Source organism: Rouxiella chamberiensis, from assembly GCF_026967475.1.
Classification (GTDB): domain Bacteria; phylum Pseudomonadota; class Gammaproteobacteria; order Enterobacterales; family Enterobacteriaceae; genus Rouxiella; species Rouxiella chamberiensis.
Genome location: NZ_CP114058.1, coordinates 3169111 through 3191908, shown reverse-complemented (window position 1 = coordinate 3191908; position 22798 = coordinate 3169111). Strand labels below are relative to the sequence as shown.

Below are 22798 nucleotides of genomic sequence, written 5' to 3'. Positions count from 1 at the left end.
ATGAAAAAGGCCGCCATCAGGCGACCTTGTCATGAACACGCGAAACGATTAGAACGTCACGACCACTTTGCCCTGCATATGACCTTCGAGCACTTTGTCGTGCGCGGCCTGAATGCTGTCGACGGACAAACCGTTCAGGGTTTCGGTCAGCGTGGTGCGCACCTTGCCCGCGTCCACAAGCTCGGCAACCTGTTGCAGAATATGCCCCTGTTCGGCGATACACGGCGTGGTGAACATGCTGCGGGTAAACATGAATTCCCAGTGCAGCGATGCGCTTTTCAGCTTGAGCTGATTTTGATCCAGCGGATGCGCATTCTCGACGATAGTACAGATTTTGCCGAGCGGCGCGATAAGCTTGCCTAGCGCGTCCCAGTGACCATCGGTGTCGTTCAGGCAGAAGATATAGTCAACCTGCTTGATGCCCTGTTTTTCCAGCTCGCCGACCAGATCCTGATAATTCACCGTGAGATCCGCGCCGCGCTCCAGACACCACGCCGCAGATTCCGGACGTGACGCGGTGGCAATGACCTTGACCTTGCTGCGCAGGGCAGCAAAAGGAATAGCCAGCGAGCCGACGCCGCCCGCGCCACCGACAATCAGCAGCGTCTTGTCCTCTCCCGCTTCCTGAATTTTCAGGTGTTCGAACAGACCTTCCCATGCGGTGAGCGCGGTTAACGGCATCGCGGCGGCTTCGGCCCAGTTCAGCGACTGCGGTTTTTTGGCGACGATGCGGTAATCAATCAACTGTTCGCTGGCATTGCTGCCCGGACGGGTAATGTCGCCCGCATACCAGACTTCGTCGCCCACGTTGAAGCCGCTGACGTTTTTGCCGACCGCCTTCACCACGCCGCTTGCGTCCCAACCCAGCACTTTCGGTTTGTCCAGGCCGTTTTTAATCGCGCCCTGATGCACCTTGGTATCCACCGGATTGATGGAAACGGCTTTCACTTCCACCCGTAAATCGTTATCCCCCATCTCAAGCGGCGGTAAGTCGATTTGGATAAACTGTTGCGGATTTTTTGGATCTACGGCGATTGCTTTGCTGCTCATGGCACTACTCCATTCATTAAGGTCAGTATTTTGCGTCATGCGTTTAGTGTAGTCGCGCGCAGACAAGCTGATAAGATGGACAATAATTAACAAAGTGTTCGGCCAAGGTGAACAATCATGTTTAAGCAATTGCAGGATATGGCGCTGTTTGCGCTGGTGGCCGAAACGGGCAGCTTTACGGCGGCCGCCCGGCGTGCGGGTCTGCCGAAATCCAGCGTCAGTCAGCGGGTCAGTCAGCTCGAGCAAAGCCTCGGCCTCCGTTTACTTAATCGCACCACGCGGCAGCTCAATCTGACCTTTGCCGGAGAGCGCTATCTGGTGCACTGTCAGGAGATGCTTCAGGCGAGTGAACGCGCAGAGCTGGCTATCTTGCGGCTCAGGGATAATCCCAGCGGCCGCCTGCGCATTACCAGTCCCGCCGGACTTGGCGCAACCTTGCTGGCACGCATGAATGCGGAGTTTACCGCGCGGTATCCCGATGTTTCGCTCGAAGTGTCTGTTTCCGACCAGCTTATCGATCTGGTACAGGAAGGTTTTGATGTTGCGCTGCGCAGCGGCAAACCGCAGGATTCGTCACTCATCGGCCGATCGCTTGGGGAAGGGCCGCGATATCTGCTGGCCTCGCCCGACTATCTGGCGCGTCATCCGGCGCTGACCTCGCCGCAGCAGCTTGAAATGCACAGTTGCATCGGGCATCGGGCATGGAAGGAGTGGGTCTTGCGGCGTCATGATGTCTATCATCGCTGGGTGTTGCCGTCGGCGCACAGCACCGACAATCTGCTCTATGCCCGTGAATGCGCGATGGCGGGTGCAGGCATTACGCTGCTTCCGGCGTTTATGTGTCGTGAAGAGGTCGGCAGTGGGCGTCTGGTCAGAGTGCTGCCGGAATGGGAGGCGGAGAGTAACTCGCTGTATCTGGTGTATCCCAGCCGCAAGCTGAATTCGCCCGCGCTGGCCTGTTTTATCGATTTTATGCTCAACGACTACGCCTTCGCCGAGCGCTATGCGGCCGGGCTTGGCGAATAGCGGGCAATAAAAAACCCGGGCCAACGGCACCCGGGTTATCAGGAAGACAGGTAAAGAACTTACTTGGTAATCTTCTTGTATTTGATACGGCGCGGTTCCAGCGCATCTGCGCCCAGCGTGCGCTTCTTGTACTCTTCGTATTCGGTAAAGTTACCTTCGAAGAATTCAACCTTGCCTTCATCCTGATAATCGAGGATGTGCGTTGCGATACGGTCGAGGAACCAACGGTCGTGGGAAATGACCATTGCACAACCCGGGAACTCCAGCAGGGCGTTTTCAAGCGCGCGCAGGGTTTCGATATCCAGGTCATTGGTCGGTTCATCGAGCAGCAGCATGTTGCCGCCAACCTGCAACAGCTTGGCCAGATGCAGACGACCGCGCTCACCACCAGAGAGTTCGCCAACGCGTTTGCCCTGATCGACGCCCTTGAAGTTGAAACGGCCAACGTAAGCGCGGCTTGGCATTTCAGTGGTGCCGATACGCATGATGTCCTGACCGCCGGAAACCTCTTCCCATACGGTTTTGCTGTTGTCCATGGCATCACGGAACTGATCGACAGACGCCAGCTTGACGGTTTCGCCAAGCTCGATGGAGCCGCCGTTCGGCTGTTCCTGACCTGACATCATACGGAAGAGGGTAGATTTACCCGCACCGTTCGGACCGATGATGCCCACGATTGCGCCTTTCGGCACGGAGAAGGACAGGTCATCAATCAGAACGCGGTCGCCGTAGGACTTGTTCAGGTTCTTCACTTCGACCACTTTGTCGCCGAGGCGTGGGCCAGGTGGAATGAACAGTTCGTTGGTTTCGTTACGTTTCTGGTATTCGGCGTTGTTAAGCTCTTCGAAACGAGCAAGGCGGGCCTTGCCTTTCGACTGCTGGCCTTTGGCGCCTTTGCGCACCCACTCGAGCTCTTTCTCGATGGATTTGCGACGGGCCGCTTCGGAAGAGGCTTCCTGCGCCAGACGTTCGTCTTTCTGCTCAAGCCACGAGGAGTAGTTGCCTTCCCACGGAATACCTTCACCGCGGTCAAGCTCGAGGATCCAGCCGGCTACGTTGTCGAGGAAGTAACGGTCGTGCGTAATCGCCACAACGGTGCCTTCGAAGTCATGCAGGAAGCGCTCGAGCCACGCCACGGATTCGGCATCCAGGTGGTTGGTCGGTTCGTCGAGCAGCAGCATTTCAGGTTTGTCGAGCAGCAGGCGGCACAGCGCGACGCGGCGACGTTCACCCCCGGACAGGTTGGCGATTTTGGCATCCCACTCCGGCAGACGCAGCGCATCGGCGGCACGTTCAAGCTGGGCGTTCAGGTTATGGCCATCGTGCGCCTGGATTATCTCTTCCAGCTTGCCTTGCTCGGCGGCCAGTTTGTCGAAATCGGCGTCGGGATCGGCGTAAAGCGCATAAACTTCGTCGAGGCGCTTCAGCGCACCCACGACTTCGGCAACGGCTTCTTCCACGGACTCACGCACGGTGTGTTCGAGGTTCAGCTTGGGTTCCTGCGGCAGGTAGCCGATTCTCAGGCCAGGCTGTGGACGCGCTTCACCTTCGATATCGGTATCGATGCCGGCCATAATACGCAGCAGTGTGGATTTACCTGCGCCGTTAAGACCGAGTACGCCGATTTTGGCACCCGGGAAGAAGCTGAGTGAGATGTTCTTCAGGATATGACGCTTTGGCGGGACAACTTTGCCAAGGCGGTGCATGCTGTATACGTATTGAGCCACGTTGTTTTGAGCCTCTTGCTTGCAGGCCGGTTGCAGAGAGCAGGTCAGTGAGACACTGCGCGCGCACCGGCAGATTAAAGCCAGTCGCGCCTGACTACGGCATGACTGAGATATGTTCCGACTGCGAAGTTTAGCCTGTTTCGCCCCAACTCTCACCCCCATCGCCAAATAGATCTGCCCGTGTTCACAAGGTTGGAACCTTTCTCGCCGCGTTTTTCTGCCAAAGGGGCTGTTATCGTCCGCAAGACGCAGGCCGACCGCGCCGATTCTTCAAACTGTGTAAAGTTTTTGGCGTAGACAGGGCATTTCTTCATTTATGGCGGCGAATAGATTAGCGTAGACAGGTCTATAATGACGGCTGGGCTTTTTTGCCATCACAGTGCATGAGCAGTCAGGCCAGGTAGGTCAGCAATACAACCAGCGAGGATAAAGGTAAGTATGGTCAAGGCGGACAAGTGGCAATTTCTGACAGCAGGACTGTTATTGGTGACGGCAGCGGGCGCGGCACACGCCGACTCTCTCGATGCACAACGTCAGCGTTATACCCAGATCAAGCAGGCCTGGGATGCCAACCAGCTGGACGTCGTCAGTCAGCTGATGCCGACCCTGACAGACTATCCTTTATATCCCTATCTGGAGTATCGGCAGCTCACGCAGAACATTGCGCTGGCCACGCCGCAGCAGGTGACGGCCTTCGTCAAGGCCAACCCGACGTTGCCGCCTGCGCGCTCCCTGCCGGGCCGGTTCATCAACGAACTCGCCAGCCGTCAGGACTGGCAGGGCCTGCTGGCCTTTAGTCCGCAGGCACCCCGACCCGTTGCCGCACGCTGCAACTACTATTTTGCCAAGTGGTCGACCGGTCAGCAGCAGGTCGCCTTCGATGGCGCAAAAGATATCTGGCTGACCGGCACGTCACTGCCGACCAGCTGCGACAAGCTGTTCAACGTGTGGCAGCAGGCCGGAAATCAGACCGCGCTGACCACCTTGCAGCGTATCGGTCTGGCCATGAAGGCCGGGAATACCAGTTTGGTGGTTTATCTGGCCAAACAGCTGCCGCCGGATTACCAGACCATGAGCGACGCGCTGGTGGCGCTGCAAAACGATCCCAATACCGTCGAAAGCTTTGCCCGCACCGTCGGGCCGACCGATTTTACCCGTAACGCCGTCAGCATCGCCTTTGAGCGTGTCGCGCGTGACGACATCGAAAACGCCCGCTCAATGCTGCCTATCCTCGTGCGTTTGCAGAAAATGGACGACAGCGATCGCCTCAAGCTGGAAGAAGTGATCGCCTGGCGGTATATGGGCAGCGATGCAACGCCCGAGCAGGCGGCATGGCGCGACGGCGTTATCCTGCGCAGCCACTCGACCTCGCTTGTAGAGCGCCGTATTCGCATGTCGCTGGCCGTCGGTGACCGTCAGGGGCTGGCCCGCTGGATTGCGCGTCTGCCAGACGACGCCATGCAGGAAGACGAATGGCGTTACTGGCACGCCTCGCTGCTTATCGATCAGGGCCGCCGCAGCGAAGGGGAAAGCATTCTGCGATCGCTGATGCAGGGCCGTGGATTCTATCCGATGGCCGCCGCGCAAAAGCTGAAAGTGCCGTATCCGATGGTGATTCTTGTCGCCACCAAACCCGACAGCGATCTCGATAAATCCCCTGAAATCGCCCGCGTGCGCGAGCTGATGTACTGGCAGATGGACAATCTGGCGCGCACCGAATGGACCTACTTCGTACAGAGCCGCAGCAAACCGCAGCAAGAAGCTCTGGCACGCTATGCCTATGAAAAGGGCTGGCCCGAACTGAGTGTGCAGGCGACTATCGCCGGCAAGCTGTGGGACTATCTTCAGGAGCGTTTCCCGCTCGCCTGGTCACCGGAATTCCGTCAGGCGACGGAAAACAAGGGCATTACCCAGAGCTACGCGATGGCGATTGCCCGTCAGGAAAGTGCCTGGAATCCGCAGGCGCGTTCGCCGGTCGGTGCATCCGGATTAATGCAGGTCATGCCCGCCACGGCGCAGCACACGGTCGACATGAGCGGTATTCCGGGTTACATGAACAGCAGCCAGCTGCTTGATCCGCAAACCAATATTACTATCGGTACCAGTTATCTGGAGTATGTTTACCAGATGTTTGGCCGCAATCGGATTCTCTCGAGCGCGGCCTACAATGCGGGGCCGTCGCGGGTCAATACCTGGCTTGGCAACACGCAGGGACAAGTCGATGCGGTCGCCTTTATCGAGAGCATCCCGTTCTCTGAAACTCGCCGATATGTTAAAAATGTGTTAGCATATGATGCGTTTTATCGTTACTTTTTACATCAGCCAGCCAAAATCCTAACCGATGCGGAGTGGCAGCGGCGTTACTGATTTTTGCGCCACTATGCTATGCTGCTGTACTAGTTAAATAGTATGGCAGCCTATTCATGGTACAAAATTCTCCTAACGACCCGGCTCTTTCCCAACAAGGCAATGAGGACTGGCAATGTTTTCTGACATTGCTACAGCAATCTTTTGCTGAAAATCTGCACTATTCCCTGTTACAGCTGTTTCTGACGCCCGACGAACGCACGGCGCTTGGAACCCGTCTGAGAATTATTCAGGAATTGATGAAAGGCGAGATGAGTCAACGCGAGCTGAAAAGCCAGCTGGGTGCCGGAATAGCCACGGTAACGCGAGGATCCAACGGATTGAAGTCTGCGCCGCCCGAGCTAAAAGCCTGGTTGGCAGCGCAGTTGCTTGATAAGCCTGCGGACGATAGCGCGGCGTCGTAAAACGCCGCTCTCGACTATCAGTGCGTTTGCGAACGCGTCTGATAAATCACGTTATGAAAGGGCGCAAGGGCCAGCACCAGCGCCTGATGATACACGCTGGTGCGCGTCAGTTTACCGGCGGTGAAGATGCCAATCGCGCCGCCTTTGCGTTTAACTTCGGCAATTCCGGAAAGTTTTTCCATTTCGTCGCCCAATTCACTCCCCTGATTGATCTCCTGTAATATAATTTCAGGCAACATAAGGCTGGCAGAGCGCGATTCGCCGCGTTGGTGCATGTTTTCTATCACCATCCAGGCGAATGTCATGTTGTCTTCGATTCCCGCTTCAATCCCGACCCAGAAGTCTGCTTCCGGACGAATCTGACGGGCGCCGATCACGCGATGTCTCGCGCCGGTGCGGGTTTCGATATTGCCAATGGGCTGATCGGGAACACCGCTATTGACCTCAACGCCTTCGATACGGAAAGCATCGGCGCCGAAAATGTCTTCAAAAGCCTGGGCAATGGCGTTGATTTTTGCCGGGTTCGTCGTCGCAGCGATAACGTGATACATAAATTTTATTGTCCTTAGCTTATTTGACGCAGTATAACGGAAAAAACTCATGTTACAGGTATATCTCGTCCGTCATGGCGAAACCGAATGGAATGCCGCACGCCGAATTCAAGGGCAGTCTGACAGCCCGTTAACGGAAAAAGGGATCTTTCAGGCACAGCAGGTTGCCGAAAGAGTGCGCAATGAGGGTATCACACATGTCATCGCCAGCGATCTCGGTCGTACCAAACGCACCGCAGAAATTATCGCCGATGCCTGTGGATGCAAGGTGTTAACCGATCCACGTCTGCGTGAACTGCACATGGGCGTGCTGGAAACCCGTAATCTCGACGGGCTGACCGGCGAGGAAGAGGCATGGCGCAAGCAGATGGTCGATGGCACGCCGGAAGGCCGTATTCCGCAGGGCGAAACCATGAGCGAGCTGGCCGCGCGTATGCACGAGGCGCTTAACAGCTGTCTCGACCTGCCGCCGGGCAGCAAGCCGCTGCTGGTGAGTCACGGCATCGCGCTTGGCTGTCTGGTCAGTACCATTCTTGGCTTGCCGGCCTATGCCGAACGTCGTTTGCGTCTGCGCAACTGTTCGCTTTCCCGTGTCGATCATCAGCAAAGCGCCTGGTTGGCATCGGGGTGGATTGTTGAAACGGCAGGAGATATTGCCCATCTGGATCAGCCTGCGCTCGACGAAATCCAGCGATAATCAGGCGGGCATCACTTTCGGGTGAAGCGGGCGAAAAGGTCTGTTTGCGGGCTTGAGACGGCGTGACATGAACTAACCAGGCGCAGGCAGGTCGAGAAACCTGTGCGTCTGGTCAGCATTAGCGGCGGATAGGGATCAGGTAATCGCAATCCAGCTCTTTGGGTGGCTCTGTGCCCATCGTTTTGCGCGTCGGATGGAAACGCTCGATGTCCTGGCCCTTGCGGCGGGTCAGTTTCAGCATAGGCAGACAGGTGGTGTACAGGGTCAGAATAAATTCCTGCAACTCTGTCGGCGTACCCTTGAAGCGGAACAGCGCATATTCGCCTTCGTGGAGTACGATTTCCTTGCCTTCCGTCATGTTTTCGGTGATGTGGCTTGGCTCGAGGGCGGTGGTGTACATCACTTCCTGCTCGTCGTCTTTTTCCTGGCTCGGTCGCGTCTGATGCAGGCCGTAAAGCAGCGGCGGCAAGGCCGTGGATTCGCCGATGTATTGACGCCAGAAATGATCGCGCATTTCATTGCGGTAGGTCGAGATCTGCTCCAGCGTACAGGAGTAGCTTTGCGTCACGCCAACCAGATGCTTTTCAGGCAATGACAGAAATTCCGGCTGTGGCAGAATGAACGCGCCCAGACGGATTGGCGGACAGATACCGAAGGAGTGCCAGTCTTCGGAACGGCGGTACAGTGCAGGCGTTTGTGCGAATTGTTTTTTGAAAGCCCGGGTGAAAGTCTGTTGAGAGTCAAATCGGTATTGCAGGGCAATATCGAGAATTGGCCGACTGGTCAGACGCAGTGCTACCGCAGCTTTAGAAAGCCTGCGAGCCCGAATGTAAGCACCGATAGCATTATTCGTGACATCCTTGAACATCCGCTGCAGGTGCCATTTTGAATAGCCTGCTTTTGCTGCAACGTTGTCGAGTGATAACGGCTGGTCCAGATGTGTTTCTAACCAGCTGAGAAGATCACGAATGATTCCTGCTTGATCCATAGATCATCCTCGTTGAACTAATATAGGCGCATAGTGTTGTTAACCGCAGCATGATAGCAATTTTTTAACAGTAAAACTCGCAGATATTTTTTAGCTTCCTGTGCGCTTTTGCAAAAAATGTGTCTTAATCATTTTCACTTTGTGAGCTTGCTCAACTCGATGACGTGCTAACCTCAAAGCTCGTCAAAATAACAGGTACTAAAGGTAACCCGATGAAAAAGTGTTTAATTTTTGTTCTTGGCGTACTGTCGCTATGCTCTGCCGCCGCACAGGCAGAACAGATAGGCTCTGTCGATACCGTCTTCAAGCTGTTTGGACCGGATCATAAAATCGTGGTTGAAGCCTTCGACGATCCCGATGTCAAAAATGTAACCTGTTATATCAGCCGTGCAAAAACCGGCGGCATCAAGGGCGGACTGGGTCTGGCGGAAGATACCTCGGATGCGGCCATTTCCTGCCAGCAGGTTGGAGCGGTCGAGGTGTCTGATGACATCAAGAAGGGCGGAGACAAGGGGACGGTGGTCTTCAAACAACGTACCTCCCTGATTTTCAAGAAACTTCAGGTCGTACGTTTCTATGACGCCAAGCGCAATGCGCTGGTTTATCTGAGCTATTCGGACAAGGTCGTTGACGGTTCGCCGAAAAACGCCATCAGCGCCGTGCCTATTATTCCGTGGACCAATCGCTAAGGTCGGGGCAGAGTCAGGCAGTCACTGTCTGTAAAACCGCCAAAGTTAAGGCCAGCATTCGCTGGCCTTTTTTACTGTTACAGACCGGTTGGCAACCCGTTTGTTAACGATTTTACTCTACAGCGACGGCAGTTTCTCCGCCAGGCACTACGCGGCGGGAAGAGGGTTACTCTTCGAGATCGCCGCAGAAGCGATAACCTTCACCATGAATGGTGGCGATGATTTCCGGGGTATCGGGTGTCGCTTCGAAATGTTTGCGAATGCGACGAATGGTCACGTCCACGGTACGGTCATGCGGCTTGAGTTCGCGGCCGGTCATTTTTTTCAGCAGATCGCCACGGGTCTGAATCTTGCCCGGGTTTTCGCAGAAATGCAGCATGGCGCGGAATTCACTGCGCGGCAGCTTGTACTGGTCACCCGCCGGGCTTACCAGTGAGCGGCTGTTGATGTCGAGTTCCCATCCGTTGAAACGATAGCTCTCGACCAGACGACGCTCTTCACCCACCGGGCTAAGATTCATGGTACGGGTCAACAGGTTGCGTGCACGAATCGTCAGCTCACGCGGGTTGAACGGTTTGGTCATGTAATCGTCGGCACCGATTTCCAGGCCGAGAATTTTATCGACTTCGTTGTCGCGGCCGGTCAGGAACATCAGCGCCACGTTTCGCCTGCTCGCGCAGTTCGCGAGCCAGCAGCAGGCCATTTTTGCCTGGCAGGTTGATGTCCATGACAACCAGATTGATGTTGTTTTCGGACAGAATGTGATGCATTTCGGCACCATCATTGGCCTCGAATACGGCATAGCCTTCTGCTTCAAAAATACTTTTTAAAGTATTACGTGTTACTAACTCGTCTTCGACGATAAGAATTTGGGGGTCTGCATTTTTGCTACCTAAGATTGCCAACAAATAGAAAATAGGAGTACAGAAGTCTTTGATATACACATGAATTCGACAGTTTCTTGTCCTGTTCCACTCTTTACATGACTCAAGTACGTAAACGCGTTCTAGGTACAGTTTCCATCAACGGCAACAACATCGCCAGCCCAGTTGGGATACCACATCCTGCAGTTCCGAGGGTACCTTGAGCGGCGCATATCCTAACCCTATTAACAGCAATATAACAGCGAGTACCGAAACTGCCATGCAACAAAACTACGCTTTGTTGACATATATCAATTTCAATTGTAGCACGGTAACAGAAAGGTGAAAAATACTTAAAATCCGGTACTCGGCACTTACATTTCATCGCTTATTAAAAATTATTTGATAGTTAAATAACCTTAAGTTTCATAAAAGTTAACAAGTAGTATCAGAGTTCTTATTTCCCTGATTTGTAAGTGTTATTAATACGAGAATGTGACGCAGCCCCTATTCGGCTATCTCTATGCAGGCTAAATGCTTTTCCCGATTCCTTCCGGCCGACATATTCGAAGACTGTTAAACGGATGTGAATTATAATTGCCGCCATCCCGATTGTCTGTTGCCTTAAATAAATCGAAATGGCGACCTACTGATCTTCTTTAATCTTCATTTTTCAGAGGTAGCGCATGCAGCTGCATATTATTCTCGTCTCGCCGGCCCGGCCCGAAAATGTCGGCGCAGCGGCGCGGGCAATGAAAACCATGGGGTTTGCCTCCCTGCGTATTGTCGACAGCCAGGCGCATCTCCAGCCGGAAGCCGGTTGGGTTGCCCACGGCTCGGGCGAGATTTTGCAAAATGCCCGGCACTTCGACAGCCTGAAAGCGGCGCTGGCCGATATGGATTTCACCATCGCCACCACCGCCCGCAGCCGCGCGCGCTTTCATTATTACTGCACGCCGCAGGAGCTCGAAAGCCAGCTCGCCGAACGCCAGAGCTGGACCCGGAATGTCGCGCTGGTGTTTGGCCGCGAAGATTCGGGGCTGACCAATGAAGAGCTGGAGCTGGCGGATGTGCTGACCGGCGTGCCGATGGTCGCCGATTATCCTTCGCTGAATCTTGGGCAGGCGGTGATGGTGTTCTGTTATCAGCTTTCCTCTCTGAATCAGCTGGCGCAGAAACAGCCGCTGCCGGCCGAAGCCGGTCAACTCGAGGCATTGCGTGCGCGTGTCTCGCGTTTGCTGGTGAATCTCGACGCGCAGGATGACCAGAAACTGGCCGATTGGCTCCAGCAAAGACTCGGCGTGCTGGAGCAGAGAGACGCGGCGATGTTGCATACTTTGCTGCACGATATCGAAAAAAATTCGCCAATTAGGCTGAGGGGCTTTTTGTCGCCCCTGAAGCGGATTGTCTATCTCTTATGCGCATTACTGGTTTTATTATCTAAAAACAGGGCAGCGACATGGTCAATTGCACTGCGCGAACAGAATGCGTTTTTTGGTCAAAAAATAGAAAAAAATTGACTTACGGAGCCTGATGCTTTAGCTAATAGGGCAGACAGAGTAAAAACCGACAAGATAACCATAAAAAAATATGCGACACATCAGCCTGAACACAACAATTATTACCACCACCATTACCATCGGTAACGGGGCGGGCTGACGCGTACAGGAAAAACAGAAAAAAGCCCGCACCTAACCAGTGCGGGCTTTTTTTTACGGCTACATTCCCTTGTAAAAATTGCTCATTACGAGAGTAGGAGAAACCAGAAATGCGAGTGTTGAAATTTGGCGGGACTTCAGTAGCAAATGCCGAACGCTTCCTGCGGGTCGCGGATATCATGGAAAGCAATGCAAGTCAGGGACAGGTCGCTACGGTATTGTCAGCCCCTGCTAAAATTACCAATCATCTGGTCGCGATGATCGAAAAAACCGTTGCGGGGCAGGACATCCTGCCGATCATGAGCGATGCAGAACGCATTTTTGCCGAGCTGATTGGCGGTCTGGCCGCCGCGCTGCCGAACTTTGATCAACCCGCCGTCAAACTGTTTGTCGAACAGGAGTTCGGCCAGCTCAAGCAACTGCTGCACGGCATCGGTCTGCTGGGGCAATGCCCGGACAGCGTCAACGCCAGCATCATCTGCCGAGGCGAGAAGCTGTCCATCGCCATCATGGAGGCGGTCTTCAAGGCCAGAGGTTATGGCGTCAGCGTCATCAATCCCGTCGAGAAGCTGCTTGCCGTCGGCCACTATCTCGAATCTACCGTTGACATTAATGAATCCACCGCCCGCATTGCCGCCAGCAACATTCCTGCCAGCGATATCGTGCTGATGGCCGGTTTTACCGCCGGGAATGAAAAAGGCGAACTCGTGGTGCTGGGCCGTAACGGTTCCGACTATTCGGCCGCCGTTTCTGGCCGCCTGTCTGCGCGCCGACTGCTGTGAAATCTGGACCGACGTCGACGGCGTTTATACCTGCGACCCGCGTATCGTGCCGGATGCACGCCTGCTGAAGTCGATGTCCTATCAGGAGGCGATGGAGCTTTCGTATTTTGGTGCCAAAGTTCTCCACCCGCGCACCATCACGCCCATCGCCCAATTCCAGATCCCGTGCCTTATCAAGAACACCTCCAATCCGCAGGCGCCGGGCACGCTTATCGGCAGCCACAGCGCGGGCAGTGAATTCGAAGACAAGAATACGCCGGTCAAGGGCATCACCAACCTGAACAACATGGCCATGATCAACGTCTCCGGTCCGGGCATGAAAGGCATGATTGGCATGGCCGCCCGCGTATTTGCGGTCATGTCGCGCTCGGGCATTTCGGTGGTGCTGATAACCCAGTCTTCTTCGGAATACAGCATCAGCTTCTGCGTGCCGCAGTCCGAACTGATTCGCGCACGCAAGGCGCTGGAAGACGAATTCTATCTGGAGCTGAAAAACGGCCTGCTGGAGCCGCTGGATGTCACTGAAAAACTGGCGGTTATCTCCGTCGTCGGTGACGGCATGCGCACCCTGCGCGGTATTTCGGCCAAGTTCTTCTCGGCTCTGGCGCGCGCCAACATCAATATCGTGGCGATTGCGCAAGGCTCTTCCGAGCGCTCGATTTCGGTCGTGGTCAATAATGACGATGCAACAATGGGCGTGCGCGTCAGCCATCAGATGCTGTTCAACACCGATCAGGTCATCGAAGTGTTCCTGATTGGCGCAGGCGGCGTGGGCGGCGCATTGATCGAACAGATTCGTCGTCAGCAGGCGTGGCTCAAGGCCAAACACATCGATCTTCGCGTTTGCGGTATCGCCAACTCCCGCGCGATGCTGACCAACGTGCACGGCATCGCGCTGGAAAGCTGGCGCGACGAGCTGGGCGCGGCGCAGGAAACCTTCAGCATTGGCCGTCTCATCCGTCTGGTGAAAGAGTATCACCTGCTGAATCCGGTGATTGTCGACTGTACGTCGAACGAAAGCATCGCCAATCAATACGCTGATTTCCTGGCCGACGGTTTCCACGTGGTGACGCCGAACAAACGCGCCAACACCTCGTCGATGAACTACTACTATCAGCTGCGCAAAGCGGCCGCCAGTTCGCGCCGCAAGTTCCTTTACGACACCAACGTCGGCGCGGGCCTGCCGGTTATCGAAAACCTGCAGAACCTGTTGAATGCAGGGGACGAACTGGTCCGTTTCAGCGGCATCCTTTCCGGTTCGCTGTCGCAGATTTTCGGCAAGCTGGATGAAGGCGTGTCGCTGTCTGCCGCTACGCTTGCAGCACGCGAAAGCGGCTTTACCGAGCCGGATCCGCGCGATGACCTGTCCGGAATGGACGTGGCGCGCAAATTATTGATTCTGGCGCGTGAAGCCGGTTACAAACTCGAACTGTCCGATATTGAAGTCGAATCCGTTCTGCCGGTATCCTTTGACGCTAGCGGAGACGTCAGCACCTTCCTCTCCCGTCTGCCCGAAATCGACGGCGAGTTTAAACAGCGCGTGGCCGAAGCCGCCGCGGCAGGCAAAGTGCTGCGCTATGTCGGCGCGATTGACGAAGGGCGCTGCCGCGTCAGAATCGAAGCCGTTGACGGCAATGATCCGCTGTACAAAGTAAAAAATGGCGAGAATGCGCTGGCATTCTACAGCCGTTACTATCAACCGATTCCTTTGGTTTTGCGCGGCTACGGTGCGGGTAACGATGTTACTGCCGCCGGTGTTTTCGCCGACCTGCTGCGAACGCTGTCATGGAAGTTAGGAGTTTAATATGGTTAAGGTGTATGCCCCGGCATCAATTGGTAATGTCAGCGTTGGTTTTGATGTGCTGGGCGCAGCCGTTTCTCCGGTAAACGGAGAGCTGCTGGGTGACTGCGTGACCGTCGAGGCGGCCCCGGTATTCAGTCTCAGAAACGAAGGGCGCTTTGTCTCCAAACTGCCTGACAAGATGGAAGAGAACATTGTTTACCAATGCTGGCAGCGTTACTGTCAGGAAGTCGGCAAAGCTATTCCGGTCGCCATGACGCTCGAGAAAAACATGCCGATCGGCTCGGGGCTGGGTTCCAGCGCCTGTTCCGTGGTGGCGGGTTTGATGGCGATGAACGAATTCAACAACAATCAGCTCGACGACAATAAAATGCTCGAGTTGATGGGCGAGCTGGAAGGGCGCATTTCCGGCAGCGTTCACTTCGATAATGTGGCACCGTGCTATCTTGGTGGCTTGCAGTTGATGCTCGAAGAGCTGGGTATCATCTCTCAGGACGTGCCGTGCTTCGACGACTGGCTGTGGGTCATGGCCTATCCGGGCATCAAGGTTTCCACGGCCGAGGCGCGCGCCATTTTGCCTGCGCAGTATCGTCGTCAGGACTGCATCAGCCACGGCCGCTATCTGTCCGGCTTTATCCACGCCTGTCATACCCGACAGCCGGAACTGGCCGTTAAATTGATGAAAGACGTGATTGCCGAGCCTTATCGCACCCGTTTGCTGCCGGGCTTTGCCGAGGCACGTACCGCCGCCGAAGAGATAGGCGCGCTGGCCTGCGGAATTTCAGGCTCCGGCCCGACGCTGTTTGCTATCTGCAACGATAGCGCGACGGCACAACGAATGGCTGACTGGTTGCAGACGCATTATCTGCAAAATGACGAAGGCTTTGTTCATATTTGTCGCCTGGATACCGCAGGCGCGAGACTACTGGGATAATCAATGAAACTCTACAATCTGAAGGATCACAACGAGCAGGTCAGCTTCGCCCAGGCGGTGAAGCAGGGTCTGGGTAAGCAACAAGGACTGTTTTTCCCGCTGGATCTGCCCGAGTTTGAGCTGACTGAAATCGACAGACTGCTCGAGATGGATTTCGTCACGCGCAGCAGCCGTATTCTTTCCGCTTTTATTGGCGATGAAATTTCCGAAGAGCAGCTGTATCAGCGGGTGAAAAACGCCTTTGCCTTCCCGGCACCGCTGGCGAAGGTCGAAGAAGACGTGGCCTGTCTGGAGCTGTTCCACGGCCCGACGCTGGCGTTCAAGGACTTCGGCGGCCGCTTTATGGCCCAGATCCTGACCGAAGTCTCGGGCGATCAACCGGTGACCATTCTGACCGCCACCTCCGGTGATACCGGTGCCGCCGTTGCCCACGCCTTCCACGGCCTGAAAAACGTGCGCGTGGTGATTCTCTATCCGCGTGGCAAAATCAGCCCGCTGCAGGAAAAACTGTTCTGTACGCTCGGCGACAACATTCACACCGTCGCCATCGACGGCGATTTCGACGAATGTCAGGCGCTGGTCAAGCAGGCATTTGATGATGAAGAGCTGAAAACCGCGTTGCACCTCAACTCGGCCAACTCCATCAACATCAGCCGTCTGCTGGCGCAGATTTGCTACTACTTCGAAGCCGTGGCGCAACTGCCGCAGGAAGCCCGCAATCAGCTGGTGGTTTCCGTGCCGAGCGGCAACTTTGGTGACCTGACGGCGGGCCTGCTGGCCAAGTCTCTGGGTCTGCCGGTCAAGCGCTTTATTGCCGCGACCAATGCCAACGACACCGTGCCGCGTTTTCTGGGCAACGGCGAGTGGACGCCAAACAAGACAGTGGCCACCTTGTCCAACGCAATGGACGTCAGCCAGCCGAACAACTGGCCGCGCGTTGAAGAGCTGTATCGTCGCAAGATCTGGCAGTTAAAGGATCTGGGCTATGCGGCGGTAAGCGATCAGACCACGGAAGAGACCATGCGCGAGCTGGCCAAAAAGGCTATATCTCCGAACCGCACGCGGCCATTGCCTACCGTGCACTGCGCGATCAGTTGCAGGAAGGGGAGTTCGGGCTGTTTATCGGTACCGCGCATCCGGCGAAATTCAAGGAGAGCGTCGAGGCAATTCTGGGTCAGTCACTCCCGCTGCCGAAAGAGCTGGCCGATCGCGCCGAGCTGGCGTTGCTGTCTCACGACCTGTCCGCCGATTTCAGCGAACTGCGTAAATTCCTGATGGCGTTGCCAGAGTAATTGCCGTAGAAACACAAAAAGGCCATCGGATGATGGCCTTTTTTATGCATTTAAGAGCGGGCTACGTGGTCGATAAACGGCTAGTGGATATCCGCGCGGGTAAACACCAATTCGTTGCCCTGCGAACGCGCAGAGTCGAACTGATATCCTTCCAAATCAAACTCCTGCAACTGTTTACGCTGTGTCAGACGCTCCTGGATGATAAAGCGGCTCATTAATCCACGCGCTTTTTTGGCATAGAAACTGATGACTTTGAACTGGCCGTTTTTCTCGTCGAGGAACACCGGCTTGATGATTTCACCCTCCAGCTTCGACGGTTTAACCGCTTTGAAATACTCGTCGGAAGCCAGATTGACAAGCAGGTTATCGCCTTGCTGCTTGAGAATGGCGTTGAGTTTTTCCGTCAGCAAATCTCCCCAGAAGTGATAGAGATTGCTGCCTTCGGTATTTTTCAGGCGAATACCCATCTCGAGGCGGTATGGCTGCATCAGGTCCAGCGGGCGCAGCAGGCCGTACAGTCCTGACAGCATACGCAGGTGTTGCTGCGCGAAATCGAAATCGCGTTCGCTGAAGTTTTCGGCTTGAAGACCGGTATAAACATCGCCTTTAAACGCCAGAATCGCCTGTCGCGCATTCTCGGGGGTAAAATCAGGCTGCCAGCTGTTGAAACGCTCGGCGTTGAGATGCGCGAGTTTGTCGCTGATGCCCATCAGGCTGGCAATCTCGGCGGGCGACAGCTTTTTGGCAATCGAAATCAGTTGGCTGGATTTATCCAGCAGTTCAGGCTGCGTGTAGCGACGGGTGGCAAGCTCACTTTCGTAATCAAGCGTTTTGGCTGGAGAAATAATAGTCAGCATAAGGGCGTCCGGTTGGTCTGCGCGGTGAATCTGCAGGAAATTAAAAGGCTGTTTTTCGATGTTTTAGGGAGTCAGTTTATCAAAGAAACGCCTGAATTAGAAAAATCGTACCGATAGGCTGTGCCTTCGTGCGGGCTATTTCCAAATGCCGACCTCCAGTTGCCCTTTCAGCTCCGGAAAACTGTCGGGATTGAAGACTGGAACCCGTCCCATCGCGCATTGGCGTTCGTAATCTTTAATCACCCTGAGCGCCAGACCCGAAAGCAGCACAATGGCGGTAAGATTGATGATGGTGATCACCGCCAGCGAAATGCTCGCCGTCTGCACCAGCAACGGCGTGCTGACAAGGCAACCGGCCAGTAACAGCACCAGCATCAGCACGCGCAGCAGATAAATCGATCCCGTTTTCCCGCGTTGTAAAAACAGCAGATTGTTCTCGCAATACAGGTAGTTGGCAATCATGGTGGTAAACCCGAAGGCCAGCATGAACAGCGCCAGTATCTGCGGCCCGACGGTGCCGACACTGGCATTGACCGCGAGCGCCAGCAGCCCGATGCCGCTGATGCGATCGGTGGGAGCATTCAGCAAACCCGACGACAGAATGATCATCGCCGTAGCGCTCGAGACAACGAAAGTATCGACCAGAATGCCGAGCATTTGCGAAAAGCCCTGACTGGCCGGATGCCTCGCGGCGGCGAGGGCGGCGATATGCGGCGTGGATCCGGAACCCGCCTCATTGGAAAACAGACCTTGCTGAATCCCCTGCGTCAGAGCCAGCGTCACGCCGTAGCCCAGGGCACCGGCAGCAAACTCCTGCAACCCGAAAGCGCTGCGGAAAATCAGCATGAACACGGCGGGGAGGCGGGCGAGGTTATCGGCCATGACCCAGCAGGCCAGCAGCAGATAGCCAAGACTCATCAGCGGCGCAAGCCAGACGGACATTCTGGAGATGGCCCGCAAACCGCCAAACAGGGTGAGCGTAAAGACCACGCCGAGCGCGATTGCCGTATACCGTGGATTGAAGTCGAAGGCACCGGAGAGGGCATGAACGACCGCTTTGGCCTGCAAGGCGTTGAAAACGATGCTGACGGTGAGCATCATCAATACGGAAAACAGCACGCCCATCCAGCGCATACCCAGGCCACGGGTCATATATTCGGAAGGCCCGCCGCGAAACTGCTGGCGTTGATCGGTGGTTTTAAAAATCTGCGCCAGCGTGTTTTCCACCAGTGCCATCGGCATGCCGAGAAGGGAGATTACCCACATCCAGAAAATGGCGCCGGGTCCGCCTGCGGCAAGCGACATGGCCACGCCGACCAGACTGCCGACCCCGATTCGCCCCGACAGCGTTACTGCCAGCGCCTGCCAGCCTGAAAGGCCGCGCCGGTCGTCGTTATTGTCGCGTTTAAGGCTGCGAAACATTTCCGGCCAGCGGCGAAACTGCACGAAGCGGGTACGCAACGTGAGATAGATTCCGAAACCGAGCAGGAAATAGATAAGGATCGATTCCCATAAAATATCGTCGAGAAAGTTAAGCAAACTGGCCATTCAAATCCCTATTCCTTAAATAACGCATGGCTAATCCATCATCCTTTGCCTATTTTTTACCCATTTATTGCACTAATAATCAACTTTTAATATGCAAAACTTTCACAGCCACATCTGCCTTGCGCATGTCATCGCGCATGTTATCATCAAGAGAAGGCAAGGCATGAAAATGCCTCAACGATAATCTACAAACGATGAGATATGCCACAATGACCGATAAACTTACTTCTCTACGCGAACTGACCAAAGTCGTTGCAGACACCGGTGATATCGCGGCAATCAAGCTGTATCAGCCTCAGGATGCTACGACCAACCCTTCACTGATCCTCAACGCTGCACAGATCCCTGAATACCGTAAACTGATTGACGAAGCGATTGCCTGGGCAAAAGACCAGAGCAGCGATCGTGAGCAGCAGATTACCGATGCGGCCGATAAACTTGCCGTAAACATCGGCCTCGAAATTTTGAAACTGGTTCCAGGCCGTATTTCCACCGAAGTTGACGCGCGTCTGTCTTACGACACCGAAGCCAGCATCGCCAAGGCGCACCGCTTCATCAAGCTGTACAACGACCATGGCATCAGCAACGACCGTATCCTGATTAAACTGGCGTCTACCTGGCAGGGCATCCGTGCCGCCGAGCAGCTGGAAAAAGAAGGCATCAACTGTAACCTGACGCTGCTGTTCTCCTTCGCCCAGGCGCGTGCCTGTGCCGAAGCCGGTGCCTACCTGATTTCCCCGTTCGTTGGCCGTATCCTCGACTGGTACAAAACCAACGGCGACAAGAAAGAGTTCGCGCCAAACGAAGACCCGGGTGTGGTTTCCGTTACCGAGATCTACGAATACTACAAACAGCACGGCTATGAAACCGTTGTTATGGGCGCAAGCTTCCGTAACACCGATGAAATCATCGAGCTGGCCGGTTGTGACCGTCTGACCATCGGACCTGCACTGCTTAAAGAGCTGAAAGAAACCGAAGGTACCGTTGAGCGCAAGCTGTCCTACACCGGTGAAGTGAAACCTCGTCCAGAGCCGCTGACCGAATCTCAGTTCTACTGGGAGCACAACCAGGATCCTATGGCTATCGACAAGCTGGCCGACGGCATCCGCAAGTTTGCCGTAGACCAGGGCAAGCTTGAAAAAATGATCGCCGACCTGCTGTAATCGTCGACGCGCCGTGAAAACGGTGAAATAAATGAAAGAGGTGGCTCAGGCCACCTTTTTTATGTCTTTTTGCGGCAAAAATCGGGTTTGTTACTCCTGCACGCATGCAGGTTACCGATATACTCGAGTTTTATTTGGCACGACAGCGCGACAACTTGGCGCGCGCTATTTTTATCGTCATTCAGGAGGCGTGAAATGGATAAATTACGAATTGGTCTGGTGTCGGTTTCCGACCGGGCGTCGAGCGGTGTCTATCAGGATAAAGGCATTCCGGCGCTGGAAGAGTGGCTTCAGCAGGCGCTAACGACCCCTTTCAGCCTTGAAAAACGCCTGATCCCCGATGAACAGCCGCTGATTGAGCAGGCGATTTGCGAGCTGGTGGACGAAGCCGGTTGTCATCTGGTGCTTACCACCGGCGGCACGGGGCCGGCACGACGTGATGTGACGCCCGACGCCACGATGGCGATTGCCGACAGAATCATGCCAGGCTTCGGCGAACAAATGCGCCAGATAAGCCTGCACTTCGTGCCTACCGCGATTTTGTCGCGTCAGGTCGGGGTTATTCGTAAACAGGCGCTGATTCTCAACCTGCCGGGCCAGCCAAAATCCATCAAAGAGACGCTGGAAGGGCTAAAAGACGCCGAAGGTAAGGTCATAGTGTCAGGAATATTTGCCAGCGTACCTTATTGTATACAGTTGCTTGACGGACCCTACGTGGAAACGCAGAGCAGCGTGGTAGCAGCTTTTCGTCCCAAGAGCGCAATCCGCGAGATAAAAAGCTGAAGTTGACTTTTTTCTGCTATAAGATTCAGACTCTGTGGTGTGAAAATTATTTGCCGCTTATAGTAATCTTTACTTTACACAAGGCGGCAGTTTTTTTCCCTACACGGCTTCGGGTATCTTATGCAACACGACAATAATCGCCGGCTTAACCGGCAGGACTACAAAACCCTCTCCCTCGCGGCATTGGGCGGCGCGCTGGAATTCTACGACTTCATCATTTTTGTCTTCTTTGCCGCAGTTATCGGCGATCTGTTTTTCCCGGCCTCCATGCCCGACTGGTTACGGCAGGTGCAGACCTTCGGCATTTTTGCGGCAGGGTATCTGGCCCGTCCGCTCGGCGGCATCGTCATGGCGCATTTTGGCGATCGCGTAGGCCGTAAACGGATGTTCAGCCTCAGTATTCTGCTGATGGCGTTGCCGACGCTGGCGATTGGCCTGCTGCCGACCTATTCCTCCATCGGCATTGCCGCGCCTCTTCTATTACTGCTGATGCGTCTGTTACAGGGCGCGGCGATAGGCGGCGAAGTGCCGGGGGCGTGGGTGTTTGTTGCCGAACACGTGCCGCAAAAGCGCATCGGATTTGCCTGCGGAACGCTGACGTCCGGCCTGACCGCGGGGATCCTGCTGGGTTCTCTGGTGGCGACCTTGATGACCACCCTGATGCCCGCGTCTTCCATCACGGCCGGTGGGTGGCGTATTCCGTTCTTTATCGGCGGTATTTTTGGGCTGATTGCGCTGTATCTGCGCCGCTGGCTGCATGAAACACCGGTATTCGTCGAGATGAAGGCCAGCAAGGCCCTGTCGGAAGGCCTGCCGCTGAAATCGGTGATGCGTGACCACAAGAAAGAGATTGTGGTGTCAATGCTGATGACCTGGCTGCTGTCGGCCTGCATCGTGGTGGTGATTCTGATGACGCCAACCTTCCTGCAAAAGCAGTGGGGCATTCCGGCGGCGCAGGCGTTGCAGGCCAACAGCATGGCAACCATTGCCCTACTGGTTTCGGCTGCGTGATGGCGGGCTGGGCGGCGGATCGCTTTGGCGCCAGCAAAACCTTTATTGTCGGCAGCCTGTTTCTGGGGGTCTGTACCTGGGCGTTCTATCACCTGGTCGCGCAGGACAGCACGCTGCTCAAGCCGCTGTATACGCTCGCCGGCTTCAGCATCGGCATTGTCGGTGCGGTGCCGTTTGTGATGGTGCGCGCGTTTCCGGCCGAGGTGCGCTTCACCGGCCTGTCTTTCTCCTATAACTTGTCGTACGCGATATTTGGCGGCCTGACTCCGATTTTCGTTACGCTGGTCATGCGCCTGACGCCGATGGCGCCCGCCTATTATGTTCTGGCGCTGGCGGCTCTTGGTTTGGGACTGGGTCTGTTCCTCAATCGCGACATCAACCATACCGCAAAGCGTGAAAATCGGCTGATCGACTCCCTTCCGGGCGCGTGATAACGGCCCATTCCGTCTAAAAATGATCCCAAAGGGCAATAACTCGAATTTTTTTTGTTATTGCCCTTGATGCTGAGTTACTTGGCCCCATCTTATTCTCAACCGCAGTTGTTACCGCCGGTCTTAAGCAATATCGGACAGTTGAAATCAAAAAAACCGTCCGCATATAGAGTAAC

The 22798-nt window shown here is 55.1% G+C and carries 15 protein-coding genes, 5 pseudogenes and 1 other annotated feature; of the genes and pseudogenes, 13 read left to right on the top strand and 7 right to left on the bottom strand.

Features of this window, described 5'->3' with window-relative positions; translation table 11 throughout:
• Positions 1–48 precede the first annotated feature (48 nt).
• Entirely contained in the window at positions 49–1050 is a 1002-nt protein-coding gene (locus O1V66_RS14750; RefSeq protein ID WP_045048424.1) for a zinc-binding alcohol dehydrogenase family protein, read from the bottom strand.
• 117 nt (positions 1051–1167) lie between these two features.
• Between O1V66_RS14750 and O1V66_RS14745 the strand changes: the two genes are divergently transcribed.
• Complete coding sequence (locus O1V66_RS14745; RefSeq protein ID WP_045048425.1) at positions 1168–2076, top strand: LysR family transcriptional regulator; 909 nt, start codon at positions 1168–1170, stop codon at positions 2074–2076.
• 59 nt (positions 2077–2135) lie between these two features.
• On the opposite strand, the gene ettA is transcribed toward O1V66_RS14745, so the two are convergent.
• Positions 2136–3803 carry an energy-dependent translational throttle protein EttA gene (gene ettA / locus O1V66_RS14740; RefSeq protein ID WP_072045090.1) on the bottom strand — a complete coding sequence of 556 codons (1668 nt, stop codon included), beginning with the start codon at positions 3801–3803 and terminating at the stop codon, positions 2136–2138.
• A gap of 438 nt (positions 3804–4241) precedes the next feature.
• On the opposite strand from ettA, the gene sltY reads away from it, so the two are divergent.
• Positions 4242–6170 carry a murein transglycosylase gene (gene sltY, locus O1V66_RS14735; protein WP_045048427.1) on the top strand — a complete coding sequence of 643 codons (1929 nt, stop codon included), beginning with the start codon at positions 4242–4244 and terminating at the stop codon, positions 6168–6170.
• Between the two features lie 56 nt (positions 6171–6226).
• Positions 6227–6574: a trp operon repressor gene (trpR, locus tag O1V66_RS14730; protein WP_045048428.1), complete on the top strand. Its 348-nt coding sequence runs from the start codon at positions 6227–6229 to the stop codon at positions 6572–6574.
• 17 nt (positions 6575–6591) lie between these two features.
• Here trpR and yjjX read toward each other — a convergent pair whose 3' ends face one another.
• Entirely contained in the window at positions 6592–7125 is a 534-nt protein-coding gene (gene yjjX, locus O1V66_RS14725) for an inosine/xanthosine triphosphatase (protein ID WP_045048429.1), read from the bottom strand.
• Between the two features lie 49 nt (positions 7126–7174).
• Between yjjX and gpmB the strand changes: the two genes are divergently transcribed.
• Entirely contained in the window at positions 7175–7822 is a 648-nt protein-coding gene (gpmB, locus tag O1V66_RS14720; RefSeq protein WP_045048430.1) for a 2,3-diphosphoglycerate-dependent phosphoglycerate mutase GpmB, read from the top strand.
• 118 nt (positions 7823–7940) lie between these two features.
• On the opposite strand, the gene robA is transcribed toward gpmB, so the two are convergent.
• Positions 7941–8810 carry an MDR efflux pump AcrAB transcriptional activator RobA gene (gene robA / locus O1V66_RS14715; RefSeq protein WP_045048431.1) on the bottom strand — a complete coding sequence of 290 codons (870 nt, stop codon included), beginning with the start codon at positions 8808–8810 and terminating at the stop codon, positions 7941–7943.
• 212 nt (positions 8811–9022) lie between these two features.
• On the opposite strand from robA, the gene creA reads away from it, so the two are divergent.
• Entirely contained in the window at positions 9023–9499 is a 477-nt protein-coding gene (creA, locus tag O1V66_RS14710; RefSeq protein WP_045048432.1) for a protein CreA, read from the top strand.
• 166 nt (positions 9500–9665) lie between these two features.
• Here the strand turns inward: creA and arcA are convergent.
• A pseudogene (gene arcA / locus O1V66_RS14705) lies at positions 9666–10398 on the bottom strand (two-component system response regulator ArcA).
• Positions 10399–11048: 650 nt separating this feature from the next.
• Between arcA and O1V66_RS14700 the strand changes: the two are divergent.
• From O1V66_RS14700 to thrC, 5 genes and pseudogenes are all read left to right on the top strand, one after another.
• Positions 11049–11720 (top strand): annotated as a pseudogene (locus O1V66_RS14700) (tRNA/rRNA methyltransferase); the annotation flags it as partial.
• Positions 11721–11952: 232 nt separating this feature from the next.
• Positions 11953–12021 carry a thr operon leader peptide gene (gene thrL / locus O1V66_RS14695; RefSeq protein WP_072045096.1) on the top strand — a complete coding sequence of 23 codons (69 nt, stop codon included), beginning with the start codon at positions 11953–11955 and terminating at the stop codon, positions 12019–12021.
• Positions 11960–12077, top strand: a sequence feature (Thr leader region). It overlaps the preceding gene by 62 nt.
• A 53-nt stretch (positions 12078–12130) precedes the next feature.
• Positions 12131–14606: pseudogene (gene thrA / locus O1V66_RS14690) on the top strand (bifunctional aspartate kinase/homoserine dehydrogenase I).
• A 1-nt stretch (position 14607) separates the two neighbouring features.
• Positions 14608–15537, top strand: coding sequence for a homoserine kinase (gene thrB, locus O1V66_RS14685; RefSeq protein WP_045048436.1), 930 nt, complete (start codon positions 14608–14610; stop codon positions 15535–15537).
• A 3-nt stretch (positions 15538–15540) separates the two neighbouring features.
• Positions 15541–16829: pseudogene (gene thrC, locus O1V66_RS14680) on the top strand (threonine synthase).
• Between the two features lie 80 nt (positions 16830–16909).
• On the opposite strand, the gene yaaA reads toward thrC, so the two are convergent.
• Both yaaA and O1V66_RS14670 read right to left on the bottom strand, forming a co-directional pair.
• The gene (yaaA, locus tag O1V66_RS14675; RefSeq protein ID WP_045048438.1) at positions 16910–17686 is read right to left on the bottom strand and encodes a peroxide stress protein YaaA; all 777 of its coding nucleotides are present in this window, start codon (positions 17684–17686) and stop codon (positions 16910–16912) included.
• A gap of 135 nt (positions 17687–17821) precedes the next feature.
• Entirely contained in the window at positions 17822–19234 is a 1413-nt protein-coding gene (locus O1V66_RS14670; RefSeq protein WP_045048439.1) for an alanine/glycine:cation symporter family protein, read from the bottom strand.
• A 209-nt stretch (positions 19235–19443) separates the two neighbouring features.
• On the opposite strand from O1V66_RS14670, the gene tal reads away from it, so the two are divergent.
• From tal to O1V66_RS14655, 3 genes and pseudogenes are all read left to right on the top strand, one after another.
• Positions 19444–20397: a transaldolase gene (tal, locus tag O1V66_RS14665; protein ID WP_045048440.1), complete on the top strand. Its 954-nt coding sequence runs from the start codon at positions 19444–19446 to the stop codon at positions 20395–20397.
• A gap of 195 nt (positions 20398–20592) precedes the next feature.
• Positions 20593–21180 (top strand): molybdopterin adenylyltransferase, encoded by a 588-nt coding sequence (gene mog, locus O1V66_RS14660; RefSeq protein ID WP_045048441.1) that lies wholly within the window; start codon positions 20593–20595, stop codon positions 21178–21180.
• A gap of 120 nt (positions 21181–21300) precedes the next feature.
• Positions 21301–22622 (top strand): annotated as a pseudogene (locus O1V66_RS14655) (MFS transporter).
• Positions 22623–22798: the final 176 nt, after the last annotated feature.

Excerpts from the sequence above, each read along its gene's own strand:
- yaaA (WP_045048438.1), bottom strand. The coding sequence starts at position 17,686 with ATGCTGACTATTATTTCTCCAGCCAAAACGCTTGATTACGAAAGTGAG.
- O1V66_RS14745 (WP_045048425.1), top strand. The coding sequence starts at position 1,168 with ATGTTTAAGCAATTGCAGGATATGGCGCTGTTTGCGCTGGTGGCCGAA.
- robA (WP_045048431.1), bottom strand. The coding sequence starts at position 8,810 with ATGGATCAAGCAGGAATCATTCGTGATCTTCTCAGCTGGTTAGAAACA.
- sltY (WP_045048427.1), top strand. The coding sequence starts at position 4,242 with ATGGTCAAGGCGGACAAGTGGCAATTTCTGACAGCAGGACTGTTATTG.
- O1V66_RS14750 (WP_045048424.1), bottom strand. The coding sequence starts at position 1,050 with ATGAGCAGCAAAGCAATCGCCGTAGATCCAAAAAATCCGCAACAGTTT.
- O1V66_RS14670 (WP_045048439.1), bottom strand. The coding sequence starts at position 19,234 with ATGGCCAGTTTGCTTAACTTTCTCGACGATATTTTATGGGAATCGATC.
- gpmB (WP_045048430.1), top strand. The coding sequence starts at position 7,175 with ATGTTACAGGTATATCTCGTCCGTCATGGCGAAACCGAATGGAATGCC.
- tal (WP_045048440.1), top strand. The coding sequence starts at position 19,444 with ATGACCGATAAACTTACTTCTCTACGCGAACTGACCAAAGTCGTTGCA.
- creA (WP_045048432.1), top strand. The coding sequence starts at position 9,023 with ATGAAAAAGTGTTTAATTTTTGTTCTTGGCGTACTGTCGCTATGCTCT.
- thrB (WP_045048436.1), top strand. The coding sequence starts at position 14,608 with ATGGTTAAGGTGTATGCCCCGGCATCAATTGGTAATGTCAGCGTTGGT.
- trpR (WP_045048428.1), top strand. The coding sequence starts at position 6,227 with ATGGTACAAAATTCTCCTAACGACCCGGCTCTTTCCCAACAAGGCAAT.
- mog (WP_045048441.1), top strand. The coding sequence starts at position 20,593 with ATGGATAAATTACGAATTGGTCTGGTGTCGGTTTCCGACCGGGCGTCG.
- yjjX (WP_045048429.1), bottom strand. The coding sequence starts at position 7,125 with ATGTATCACGTTATCGCTGCGACGACGAACCCGGCAAAAATCAACGCC.